Below are 11,506 nucleotides of genomic sequence, written 5' to 3'. Positions count from 1 at the left end.
GTGCTGCCTCTTCACCAGCAGCCTTGATCTCCAGCACGGTGGACAATGTGCCGTCCTGTGTGGTGCCGCCAGCGCCAAAGGTTACCGAGAAAAACTCGGGTTTGCGTTCAGACAACAGTGCCCGTGTTGTGCGCAACTTTTCTGCGCCTTCGTCGGTTTTTGCAGGAAAAAATTCAAAGCTGATGTTCATCATGGTGTGTATGTTCACAAATTTATTGGGTCGCAGCAGTCTTCGTTTTCACTGCGTGCACAAAGTATTCCTGATTGCCATCGCCGCCTTTCAGCTCGCATGGAAAAAAATCGTTTACTTGCAAATTCAGTAGGGCGCAGCTTGTTTTTACATCATTTTCCAGCTGCTCAATCAACCCTTCAAGATTCTTGACCAAGCCGTTTTTTCCAATGTGCTCCGGACCCAGTTCAAACTGCGGCTTGACCAAAAACAAACCTTCGCAGTGTGCAGGCAGCAATGCTGCTACATTGAACAACACCTTGCGCAACGATATAAACGACAGGTCAGCAACAGCCAGTTCAAACGGAATGAATTCAGGTTTCATTGCCGCAATGTCCTGCGCCAGTTCAGCGGCGCCAACCTTGTACAGGTTGATGCCCTCAAGGGCATACACAGCGGCGTGATTTCTCAGGCTGGGGTGTAACTGGTCTTTGCCTACATCAACCCCAACCACACTGCGCGCACCGCGCTGCAGCAGGCAGTCAGTAAAGCCACCAGTGGACTGGCCCAGGTCAATACACTTTTTGCCATCCACTTCAATTCGGGTGTGTTCAAGGGCATGGTGCAATTTCAATCCACCCCTTGAAACAAAATTCGGGGCGTCGCAGTGAATCAATTCCAGCGTCATGAAGGGCTCAATTTGCTGCGATGCTTTTTTTACAACAACGGGAACCCCGCCAACACCGTTGCGCACCAGTACTTTGCCTTGCTCAATCAACACTTGTGCCTGCGCCCTTGAGGGGCACAGGCCTTTGTCAACCAAAGCAAGATCAGCGCGCAACGGGGCGAACCAGTCCGTTTTAATAGCGGTAGTGGTCGGGCTTGTAAGGACCGTCCTGCTTCACGCCAATGTAGCTTGCTTGCGCTGTGCTCAGTTCTGTTAACTGGGCACCAATTTTCATCAAGTGCAGGCGGGCCACTTTCTCGTCCAGGTGTTTGGGCAATACATACACGCCCACTGGATAATTTTCGGTGTGCATCCACAGTTCGATTTGTGCAATCGTCTGGTTTGCAAAGCTTGACGACATCACGAAAGAGGGGTGGCCTGTGCCGCAGCCCAGGTTCACCAAACGGCCTTCAGCCAACATGATGATGCGCTTGCCATCGGGGAAAATAATGTGGTCAACCTGGGGCTTGATGTTTTCCCACTGGTACTTCTTCACGCTGGCAATGTCGATCTCATTGTCGAAGTGACCAATATTACAAACAATCGCCTGGTCCTTCATCTTGACCATGTGATCGTGGGTGATGATGTCCTTGTTGCCCGTGGCGGTCACGAAAATGTCTGCCTTGTCAGCAGCATAATCCATGGTCACCACCCGATAGCCCTCCATCGCGGCTTGCAATGCGCAAATCGGGTCAATTTCTGTAACCCAAACTTGGGCCGACAACGCACGCAAAGCCTGTGCGGAACCCTTGCCCACGTCACCGTAACCGGCAACCACTGCCACTTTACCTGCAATCATCACATCGGTTGCGCGCTTGATACCGTCCACCAGTGATTCACGGCAACCGTACAGGTTGTCGAACTTCGACTTGGTCACAGAATCGTTCACGTTGATTGCGGGGAAGGCCAGTTCGCCCTTCTTGTGCATTTCGTACAGGCGATGAACACCAGTGGTGGTTTCTTCCGTCACGCCCTTGATTTCTTTCAGGCGCGTGGAATACCAGGTGGAGTCCTTTTTCAGGGTTTGCTTGATGGACTCAAACAAACAAATTTCTTCTTCGCTGCCAGGGTTGTTCAACACGCTGATGTCTTTTTCAGCCTTGGTGCCCAGGTGCAGCAACATGGTGGCGTCGCCGCCATCGTCCAGAATCATGTTGGAATAACCACCGTCAGCCCATTCGAAAATGCGGTGGGTGAATTTCCAGTAATCAGTCAGCGACTCGCCCTTGAATGCGAACACAGGAATGCCAGCAGCTGCAATTGCGGCGGCTGCATGGTCTTGTGTCGAGTAAATGTTGCACGAAGCCCAGCGCACTTCCGCACCCAGTGCGGCCAATGTTTCAATCAGCACGGCTGTTTGAATGGTCATGTGCAGCGATCCAGTAATGCGGGCGCCTTTCAAAGGTTGGGACGCAGCAAATTCCTTGCGAATGGCCATCAAGCCAGGCATTTCGGTTTCTGCAATCGCGATTTCTTTGCGGCCAAAGTCGGCCAGATTGATGTCGGCTACGAAAAAATCGTTTTCGCCGGTAGCGGTGATTGGTTTTGCAATGGCGTTCATCACGCCCTCCTTTTTAAAGTTCATAAAGAAAGAAGCGTGAGCGCCGTTGGTTGTTTCTTGTTCGAGCCTAGCACCCCAAAAAATGGGTGTGTCGCAACGCTCCTCGAACGGGCTAAATTGTATCAGGGTTCGGGCAAGAAGGCCAAGCTGACATGTCTCAACCCGTCTTCCCCAAACCTGTGTTCAAGCAAAGCTTAAATACCCGCTGCAACCCTCAAGGCCTCGGCCTTGTCTGTGCGTTCCCAGCTGAACTCGGGCTCTTCACGGCCAAAGTGGCCATATGCCGCAGTTTTCGCATAAATCGGGCGCAGCAAATCCAGCATTTGAACAATGCCCTTGGGACGCAGGTCAAAGTGGGCGCTTACCAGCTCGGTGATCGCGCTGTCCGAAATTTTGCCGGTGCCGAATGTGTTCACCATGATGGAAGTGGGGCGGGCCACGCCAATCGCATAGCTCACCTGAACCAGGCACTTTTCTGCCAAACCAGCGGCCACGATATTTTTTGCCACATAACGGCCCGCATATGCGGCCGAGCGGTCTACCTTGGATGGGTCTTTGCCAGAAAATGCGCCGCCACCGTGGGGCGCCGCACCACCGTAGGTGTCCACAATGATTTTTCGGCCAGTCAGGCCACAATCACCCTGTGGGCCGCCAATGACGAACCGACCTGTCGGGTTCACCAAAAAGTTGATGTTGCCCTTGATCAATTCCTTGGGCAATACGGGCTTGATCACCTCTTCGATTACGGCTTCACGCAGCGTGGCCAACGCAATGTCAGGCGAGTGCTGGGTCGACAAAACCACCGTGTCAATTGAATCGGGTTTGCCGTCCACGTAACGAATGGTGACCTGCGACTTTGCATCCGGGCGCAGCCAGGGCAATCGACCGTCTTTGCGCAGCAAACTTTGGCGTTGTACCAGCTGGTGCGAAAGGCTGATTGCAAGCGGCATCAATTCACGGGTTTCGTTCACGGCGTAGCCAAACATCAAGCCTTGATCACCAGCGCCCTGATCCAGGTCATTGTCATGGGCCTTGTCAACGCCTTGGGCAATGTCCGGGCTTTGGCGGTCGTAGCACACCATGACCGCGCAGCTTTTGTAATCAATTCCGTAGTCGCCGTTGTCGTAGCCAATGCGCTTTAACGTGTCGCGGGCCACATCAATGTAATCCACTTGCGCGGTGGTCGTAATTTCGCCGGCCATCACCACCAAACCCGTGTTGGTCAGGGTTTCGGCGGCCACGCGCGCCGTTGGGTCTTGTTCCAGGATCGCATCGAGAATTGCATCGGAAATTTGATCGGCAACCTTGTCCGGGTGCCCTTCTGAAACAGATTCAGAAGTGAAGAGAAAATCATTTGACATAGAAAAGCTCCAAATAAACAAAGGGTTAACAGCCGCCTTGTTCGTTTGAAGCTCGGCGACGCTTTAGCGGATTTATTTTAGTTCGCCCCGCAAGTTGTCATTTAACTCAGCGAACTTGGGAAATATACAACATTTGGCGACAAAGACAAAGCCCGGACTGGTTACAATCTGCCCCATGATCAAAATTCTATTCAACGCCCTGTCCACTTTGCCGCTTGGCGCACTGCATGTGCTGGGTGCCATGCTGGGGTGGGCGGTCTACGGCTTGTCTGCAAGTTACCGCCGGAAAATTGATGTGCACTCCAAAATCGCCTTTCCGAACAACGAAGCGGTGCGATTGCGAGCTGTGCAGGGTTCAGTCAAGCACGCGGGCATGGCCCTGCTTGAGTTGCCGTATTTGTGGGGAAACTCATCTGTACAGGGTGCCGCCTCGCGAACTGAAATATTCAATTGGGAAGTCATCGAACAAGCGCAGGCCAAGGGCAAGGGCATCGTTTTCCTGACACCCCACATGGGGAGCTTTGAATCAACCGCCCAGGTTTTTTCAACCAGGGCGCCCATCACAGTGTTGTATCGGCCCAATCGAAAGCCGCAGCTTCAAGAAATAATCGAAGGCAGTCGCGCGCGCGACAACGTAGCATTGGCCCCCACCAACCTGGGCGGCGTCAAAATTTTGTTGAAAGCACTCAAGCGTGGGGAAGCTGTTGGCATGCTGCCTGATCAGGTTCCCTCGGAAGGCGAGGGTGTGTGGGCGCCCATGTTCGGTCAGCCTGCTTACACCATGACCTTGCCCGGCCGCCTGCAACAAGCCACAGGCGCTGCGATTGTGCTTGCCGTGGGGGTTCGAAAGCCGGCGGGACAGGGCTTTCGGCTGGAATTTTATGCAGGGCCTGAACAACTGAGCTCAGACCCGGTTGAAGCCGCCACGCAGATCAATGCGGAAATGGAAAATCTCATCCTGAAACACCCCGATCAGTACTATTGGGGCTACGAGCGTTTCAAGGCACCCAAAGGGCAATAAGGAACAACGTGACTCAAATTTTAATCACCATCTGGTTTGCTCTGGGACGCTTACCATTTGTGTTTTATCGCGCGGTGGTCACACTGATCTCCGCCTCCTTAACCTTGCTGATATTGGTCTTCGCCCGCGAACGGCGCATGGTGGCATTCAAAAATCTCTCCTTGTGTTTTCCCGAATCATCATTCCTCCAGCGTCTTCGTTGGGCGGTTGCCCACATTTACTTTTATTTGCGCACATTTCTGGATCGTGCCTGGTTGTGGGCGGGCAATGAAGCGCTTGTTCGCGACCGTGTGCACATCGAAAACCCGGAAGCACTGCACGCACTCCCGCACGGGCCAGCCACCATCTTTCTGGCACCCCATTTTCTGGGGCTGGACGCAGCCTGGAGCCGTTTGTGCCTTGAAGTGGACATGGTCACCATGTATTCCAACCAGAAGAACCCGGTACTCAATGAACTGATTCTCCGGGGGCGCTCAAAGTTTGGGGATCAAATGCTGTTGTCACGCCAGCAGGGCGTTCGTCCTTTGCTCGCGGCAATGAAGAAAGGCCGTCCCCTGTATTACTTGCCCGACATGGACTTTGGCGAACGCGATTCCGTGTTTGTCACCTTCTTCGGCGTCAAGGCGGCAACAGTCACCGCCGTGGCGCGTTTGTCCAGAATGCTCAAGGCACAAGTAGTGCCCGTCACCACGCGCTACAGCAACGGGCGTTACACCCTTCGTATTCATGAGGCCTTGCCCGGTTTCCCGACGGAAGATGACACGGGATCGACCCAGGCTATGAACCATCACATTGAAGCATGGGTGAAAGACAACATTCCCCAGTACTTGTGGTTACACAAACGATTCAAAACCCGCCCCGACGGCGAGTCCAGAATATACTGATGGATTGATGATCGGGTTCACCTTTTTTAATACAGCAATGAATTCACCCACTACCTTGAAGTTCACCAAAATGCATGGTGCAGGCAATGACTTTGTTGTCCTGAACAACTGCGCAGGCCAGCTTGATTTGACCCCTTCGCTGATCAAACGTCTTGCCGATCGTCATTTTGGTGTCGGGGCCGATCAGGTTCTCATCGTGGAATCGTCCACTCAGGCTGATTTCAAATACCGCATATTCAATGCCGATGGGCAAGAAGTACAGCAGTGCGGAAATGGTGCACGCTGCTTTGCCCAGTATGTATTCGACAAGGGCCTGACCCACAAAAACCAGATCACCGTTGAAACACTTGCCGGCATTATTCAACCCGAACTGATCAAGCACAACTGGGTCAAGGTCAACATGGGGCCCGCACAGTTTGATCCAGCCAAAGTGCCTTTTGTGTCGGAAGGTTTAGCCACTCGCAAGGTTGGCGGCTTGACACAGTACAAGCTACCAGTTGATTCCGGGGCAGATCTAGAAGAGCTGTGGGTTGGCGTGGCCTCCATGGGCAATCCCCATGTGGTTGTGTTGCTCGACCAGCCTGCATCCGATGATCTGGTGCAACACCTTGGCGCAACCCTTGAATCGCATCCCCGTTTCCCCGAACGCGTCAATGTTGGTTTTCTTCACGTGGTTGATCGCAGTCGGGTACATTTGCGCGTCTATGAACGCGGTGTTGGTGAAACATTGGCATGTGGCACTGGTGCGTGCGCAGCCGCAGTAATTGGCATGAAAATGGGCTTGATCGCCGAACAGGTGGATGTTGTGAAAACCGGTGGTACGCTGACCATTGAATGGAGTGGCCAACCTGAAAGCGATGTTCTAATGACAGGCCCCGCACAAACAGTTTTCGAAGGAGAATTTTACATATGACCGACGAGGCCATTCAAGTTGCCGACTTTTTAAAAGCCAACCCCGATTTCCTCATCAGAAACCCGGGCATTCTGGCCTTCATCAAGCTGCCAGAACAAAGTTCAGGCAATGTGGCTTCCCTGCACGAACGTCAGGTTCAAACCATGCGGGAAAAGGTCAAGCTGCTGGAGCACCGTATGGTTGAAATGACCCATGCCGCCGTTGAAAACCAGGCCATCATCAACAACTTGCAAACGATCACCCGCTCCCTGCTAACTGTTAAAAACGCAGTCGACCTGCCAGCCGTGCTCGTTGAGCAAACAAAAAAACAATTCGTGGTGCCCATTGTTCGTTTGCAGTTGTGGAATCAAGGCGATGCGGTCAGCGAAGAGGATCAAGCCCTCGTCAGCAACATGCAATCGCTTTACTGCGGTTTTGCCGAGAATGCGCCCACCTTGTCCGTGTTTCAGGGTGAAGAAGTTGCCCCACGCTCCGTGGTGTTGATCCCGCTGCGCGTGGGCATCAACCCCGAAGCTTTTGGTTGCCTGGGTTTTGGCTCTCCCGACAAAGACCGTTTTTCGCCCACCCTGGAAACCGATTTTCTCAACACGCTGGCTGAAACCGCATGCGCAGCACTGAGCCGCCTTCAAACAACGACCGCTTGATTCAACGCTATCTGGACTTTCTTCGTCTGGAGCGTCGTTACAGCGAACACTCGGTCCTCGCCGTCAGGCGAGACCTGTCATTCATTGAAGGCCCGTTGACAGCCGTGTCTGCCACTGCATTGAAAACCATTCTGGCCAAACGGCATGCCGGTGGTTCGGCACCCTCCAGCTTGGCCCGAATGGCGTCCAGTTGGCGCGGGTTTTTCGGTTTTCTGCTAGATTCCGGTCAAATTGAACTCAATCCCGCCTTGGGTCTTAAAACGCCCAAACTGCCACGAGCCCTGCCCAAAGCCGTTGGCGTGGATCAACTGGCTGCCTTGCTCCAAGGGCCCTTGCCAGAACAGTATCGACTTGCACAGGCGCACGCGCTGATTGAATTGTTGTACTGCACAGGCCTTCGAATCAGTGAAGCACTGTCGTTGACCGATGATGTTTTTGCAAATTCGATAGAACTTCGTGTGCTGGGCAAAGGCAACAAGACCAGAATTGTTCCGATCATTGATGCGCTTAGGGAACGATTTGCCGAGTTTTCAGGTTTGCGTACAAAACATTTGATGCAGATTGGTAATCCCCCGGTAAACGCCTTGTTTCTGTCAGCAAAGGGTTTGCCATTGTCGGCCAGGCAGGCACAAAAAGACGTATCCGAATTTTCAAAACTCAGGGGTTTGGATCAACACCTGCATCCCCACATGTTGCGCCACTCTTTTGGCAGTCACATGTTGCAAAGCACCCAGAACTTGCGTGCTGTGCAGGAATTGTTGGGGCACGCGTCAATTGCATCCACGCAGATATACACTGCACTTGATTTCGATCACCTGTCCGGTGTTTATGACAAAACCTTCCCGCGCGCCAAATAAAGCCCGGCACTCTTAAAGCGCAGACAGAAGACGGGTTGCTGCAACGCCAACAGGCTCATTGCCCAATCGTTGCATGTCCGTATTCAGCAATTGTTTTAGAACTTTCGACGTGTTGTGGGTGGGTTCGTTCGCGCCATAACGCTCGCGGGCCTGAATCATTGCCCCAATTACGCGTTCAGAATCACTGCCCGCATGTTCCCGGGCGTACAAAATTGCAACGGTGTCGGCAAACAACTCTTGCTTGAAAACCATTTCAGGTTGAGGGCCAAAACCGCCCGTACTCTCAAGGCCCCGAAACTCATCTTCATCCAGCTTGTAACTGGCCGTGAACTTTCGGCTCTCGCGCAAACAATGTCCCATTTCATGGGCAACCGACGCCGCAATAATCTGAGGCCACAGCGCCCGGTTGTCCTCATTCAAAAAGCGGCCCCACTGCGACCATGCGGTTTCATTGGTGTTGATAATCACCACGCATTTCCCGTTCGCATAGGCCAGTGCGCCCAGTGGTGTGGGTTCGGCGCGTTTGGTCACGATCAATGAAGGCTTGGTGGGCAAATCGGCCTGCATGTCCACGATCACTTCTTTCGCGATTTGTTCCACCTGTCGCGCAGGCAACTGGCTCAGGTCGATCGACCCAAAAGCCAAGCCCACTGAGAGGAGAAATGAAAGCATGTCTGAATCCAAGCGTTAAACCTGAATTCAGTTTCATCCTTTCGCCAGTATTTCCTTTTGGCGATAAAAGCCTTATATATCAGTCTGTTCGCTCAAAGTAGGGAACTGGAGAAGTCGCCACATGAGAAGTTGCCCTACAAGTTCCGGGCCGCTCAATAATCGCAATTGCCATTGCAAGGCATGCCCTTGCAACTCCGGCAAATGAACTTGCAGCGCTTGCCAGCTTGTTGAAAACGCATGTGTGTTATTCAGACCATTCCAGCAGACCCAGCAATCCCACAGTGCCTTCTTGCAGTCTGGTGTCAGTCCTGAGGAATATCGCTCAAAGAATTTGCCCAGTTTGTCGGCATGCGCACCATCGCTTGTTGGGTAAATTTGCCAAATCATGGGCCGCCCAGCCAGTTGCGCCCGTACAAATGAATCTTCGCCCCGCACAAACAGCACATCGTGTTTGGCCAGCAAATCATCAAAATCTCTTTGCGGGCGAAAGGCAAGCTCTGTCACGCAAGTCGCCTCAATTCCGGCGGGTTTGGACCCGGCAATGTAAATGCGTGTGTTGGTCCCTGTTTTGTTGCAACAATCAATCAGTTCGGCAAGCGGGGCATTCGGGTAAGAAAAAACAAACACCTTCAAATCATTGTCGCTATATCGCGTCGTCATGTTTCTCAGGTGTGCCGGGTAGTCGCAATGAATCAAGCCTCCTGTTTTCTCGGTGAAACCCGGGTAAAAGAAAGTGGTCACATGCCCGGTCGATGGGTCAATCGATTGGCTCAAATGGAAATCCTCCACCCAGTCCTCCGACGACAAATAATCGATCAACACCCAAGGAGTTTGAGGGCAAACGCACTTCAACTCCAGATCGAAGCGGTGCATCGTGTGTTCGCTTGATGTACCAAACGGCTCAACAATCAAGTCCAAGTTACTGAATTCTTTCAGCTTATGGTTCGCTTCACGGGCATCCATCAAGGAAAGCCCTGCAATTTCATCTATGGGGTATAGCGCATGGAAAGTCACGGGATCATCGTGAAACAAAACAACACGGTGTGATTGCGCGGCCAAGGCCTTGGCCAGTCGCAGTGAAAATCCAGCATCGCCAAAGTTGTCAATCACCTTGCACACAATCCCGATTTGCATTCCTTGCTCCCGAAAACAAAAAGGGCCCCAGTGGGGCCCTTGCAATCCACTGTCTGGTGGAAAATTTACTTCACACGTGCGCGGTATTCGGCTGTGCGTGTGTCAATTTCGATTTTGTCGCCGATTTCCACGAAAGCAGGCACTTGAATCTCATAGCTGGTGGGTTTGATCCTGGCGGTCTTCATGATCTTACCGGACGTGTCGCCACGCACTGCTGGTTCTGTGTATTCAACTTCACGCACCAGGCTGGTTGGAAGTTCAACAGACAACGCCTTGCCATCATAGAACACCACTTCGCATTCCATTCCGTCATCCAGGTAATTCAGTGCGTCGCCCATGTTCTCGGCTTCCACTTCGTACTGGTTGTATTCTGCGTCCATGAAAACGTACATTGGGTCGGCGAAGTAAGAATAAGTAACTTCCTTGCGCTCCAGCACCAACAACTCGAACTTCTCGTCCGCCTTGTAAACGCTTTCCATGCCTGCGCCTGTCAGCAGGTTTTTCATTTTCATTTTCACAACAGCGGCGTTGCGGCCTGATTTGTTGTACTCGGTCTTCAAAACCACCATGGGGTCTTTGCCAACCATTACCACGTTGCCTAGGCGAACTTCTTGTGCAGTTTTCATGAGTTTGATGAGGATTTAAAATTCAAGCCCCGTATTGTACTCGAAGTGCCTGATCGCACAACCCACTTTCGAATGCAAATTTCGGGGCTTTTTGTTGACAGGACGGGGCAAGAAAGTCTTTTAATTCAGGCTGTTTTACCGCCGCCCCGGTTCAGAATCGCGCCAGGGTCTACTTCTATATAGGAAGCAGGTGCCAAATCAGCAGGCAATTCGTAAGGCCCCACCACTCGGCGGTGTAAAGCATCCACGTGATTTCCTACCGCAGCCACCATTCTTTTAACCTGGTGATACTTGCCCGTTGTAATGCCCAGCTCCAGCTTGCCGTCAGGCAGCACGCTGGCCCGGCTTGCATAAATAATCTCTGGTTCGTCATCCAGGTCAACGCCTTCCAGCAAGCGGCTTAGTTGCAGCTCGGTAAACGGCCCCGCACCAGTGACCTCATAAATTTTCTCGATTTCCTGTTTGGTGCCCACCTTGCCGCTAATCAGGCGGTGAATGAACTGCCCATCATCCGAGAACAGCAGCAGCCCGGTGGTATCCACATCCAGTCGCCCTGCAGCCTGCAGTCCGCGCTTTGTATAGTGCTTCGGCAATAAATCAAACACCGACGGGTTGTGGCTGGGCAGGTGAGAAGTCTCATATCCAGCGGGTTTGTGCATCAACACATACTTGTACTGGGTAATTTCAAAGGTTTTTCCTTCAATTAAAAGGGTGTCGCCCATCGAAATTTCATCAATTTCAGGGTCAATTTGAATTTCGTTGCGAAAAATCTCGGAATTCCAGAAAATATTTTCACATTCACGACGACTCCCAAGTCCTTGTGATTGCAGTATTTTTACGCTTGGTCTAACTTTCATGTAAGGATTCTTTGAGTTTATTTGCCAAAAGTGTTTGACAGGTTTTGAATTGATGTGCATAATCTCGTTTCTCTGCTGCA

The 11,506-nt window shown here is 52.2% G+C and carries 13 protein-coding genes and 1 riboswitch; of the genes, 5 read left to right on the top strand and 8 right to left on the bottom strand.

The genetic code is table 11. The annotated features are described in order from the left end of the window. From V7028_RS14960 to metK, 4 genes are all read right to left on the bottom strand, one after another. The coding region (locus V7028_RS14960) for a methylenetetrahydrofolate reductase (protein ID WP_334120883.1) at positions 1-193 on the bottom strand (193 nt) is incomplete at its 3' end. Between the two features lie 19 nt (positions 194-212). After that, positions 213-1,010 carry a TlyA family RNA methyltransferase gene (locus V7028_RS14955; RefSeq protein ID WP_334120882.1) on the bottom strand — a complete coding sequence of 266 codons (798 nt, stop codon included), beginning with the start codon at positions 1,008-1,010 and terminating at the stop codon, positions 213-215. Positions 1,011-1,029: 19 nt separating this feature from the next. Next, complete coding sequence (gene ahcY, locus V7028_RS14950; RefSeq protein WP_334120881.1) at positions 1,030-2,457, bottom strand: adenosylhomocysteinase; 1,428 nt, start codon at positions 2,455-2,457, stop codon at positions 1,030-1,032. A gap of 31 nt (positions 2,458-2,488) precedes the next feature. Beyond that, positions 2,489-2,568, bottom strand: a riboswitch (S-adenosyl-L-homocysteine riboswitch). Positions 2,569-2,651: 83 nt separating this feature from the next. Continuing rightward, the gene (gene metK, locus V7028_RS14945) at positions 2,652-3,818 is read right to left on the bottom strand and encodes a methionine adenosyltransferase (RefSeq protein WP_305562127.1); all 1,167 of its coding nucleotides are present in this window, start codon (positions 3,816-3,818) and stop codon (positions 2,652-2,654) included. Between the two features lie 175 nt (positions 3,819-3,993). Between metK and V7028_RS14940 the strand changes: the two genes are divergently transcribed. The 5 genes from V7028_RS14940 to V7028_RS14920 are packed head-to-tail and all read left to right on the top strand — an operon-like array spanning position 3,994 to position 8,137. After that, positions 3,994-4,839: a lysophospholipid acyltransferase family protein gene (locus V7028_RS14940; protein WP_334120880.1), complete on the top strand. Its 846-nt coding sequence runs from the start codon at positions 3,994-3,996 to the stop codon at positions 4,837-4,839. Positions 4,840-4,847: 8 nt separating this feature from the next. Next, positions 4,848-5,723, top strand: a complete 876-nt coding sequence (locus tag V7028_RS14935) for a lysophospholipid acyltransferase family protein (protein ID WP_334120879.1) — start codon at positions 4,848-4,850, stop codon at positions 5,721-5,723. Between the two features lie 37 nt (positions 5,724-5,760). Continuing rightward, on the top strand, positions 5,761-6,636 hold the full coding sequence (gene dapF / locus V7028_RS14930) for a diaminopimelate epimerase (RefSeq protein ID WP_334120878.1): 876 nt from the start codon (positions 5,761-5,763) through the stop codon (positions 6,634-6,636). Next, positions 6,633-7,280 carry a DUF484 family protein gene (locus tag V7028_RS14925; RefSeq protein WP_334120877.1) on the top strand — a complete coding sequence of 216 codons (648 nt, stop codon included), beginning with the start codon at positions 6,633-6,635 and terminating at the stop codon, positions 7,278-7,280. Before dapF ends, V7028_RS14925 begins: the two co-directional genes overlap by 4 nt. Further along, positions 7,241-8,137 (top strand): tyrosine recombinase XerC, encoded by an 897-nt coding sequence (locus tag V7028_RS14920; RefSeq protein ID WP_334120876.1) that lies wholly within the window; start codon positions 7,241-7,243, stop codon positions 8,135-8,137. The genes V7028_RS14925 and V7028_RS14920 overlap by 40 nt, the downstream gene beginning before the upstream one ends. A gap of 12 nt (positions 8,138-8,149) precedes the next feature. On the opposite strand, the gene V7028_RS14915 is transcribed toward V7028_RS14920, so the two are convergent. The 4 genes from V7028_RS14915 to V7028_RS14900 all read right to left on the bottom strand — a co-directional run bounded on the left by V7028_RS14915 (position 8,150) and on the right by V7028_RS14900 (position 11,426). Further along, entirely contained in the window at positions 8,150-8,809 is a 660-nt protein-coding gene (locus V7028_RS14915; protein WP_334120875.1) for a hypothetical protein, read from the bottom strand. 72 nt (positions 8,810-8,881) lie between these two features. Further along, on the bottom strand, positions 8,882-9,943 hold the full coding sequence (gene earP / locus V7028_RS14910) for an elongation factor P maturation arginine rhamnosyltransferase EarP (protein ID WP_334120874.1): 1,062 nt from the start codon (positions 9,941-9,943) through the stop codon (positions 8,882-8,884). Positions 9,944-10,008: 65 nt separating this feature from the next. Then, the gene (efp, locus tag V7028_RS14905; protein ID WP_334120873.1) at positions 10,009-10,569 is read right to left on the bottom strand and encodes an elongation factor P; all 561 of its coding nucleotides are present in this window, start codon (positions 10,567-10,569) and stop codon (positions 10,009-10,011) included. Between the two features lie 125 nt (positions 10,570-10,694). After that, positions 10,695-11,426, bottom strand: a complete 732-nt coding sequence (locus V7028_RS14900; RefSeq protein ID WP_334120872.1) for a pseudouridine synthase — start codon at positions 11,424-11,426, stop codon at positions 10,695-10,697. Positions 11,427-11,506 lie beyond the last annotated feature (80 nt).

The sequence above is a fragment of the Limnobacter sp. genome, assembly GCF_036846585.1.
Lineage (GTDB): Bacteria > Pseudomonadota > Gammaproteobacteria > Burkholderiales > Burkholderiaceae_B > Limnobacter.
The sequence above is the reverse complement of the archived record's forward strand: the minus strand, read 5'-3'. Positions and strand labels throughout refer to the sequence as shown.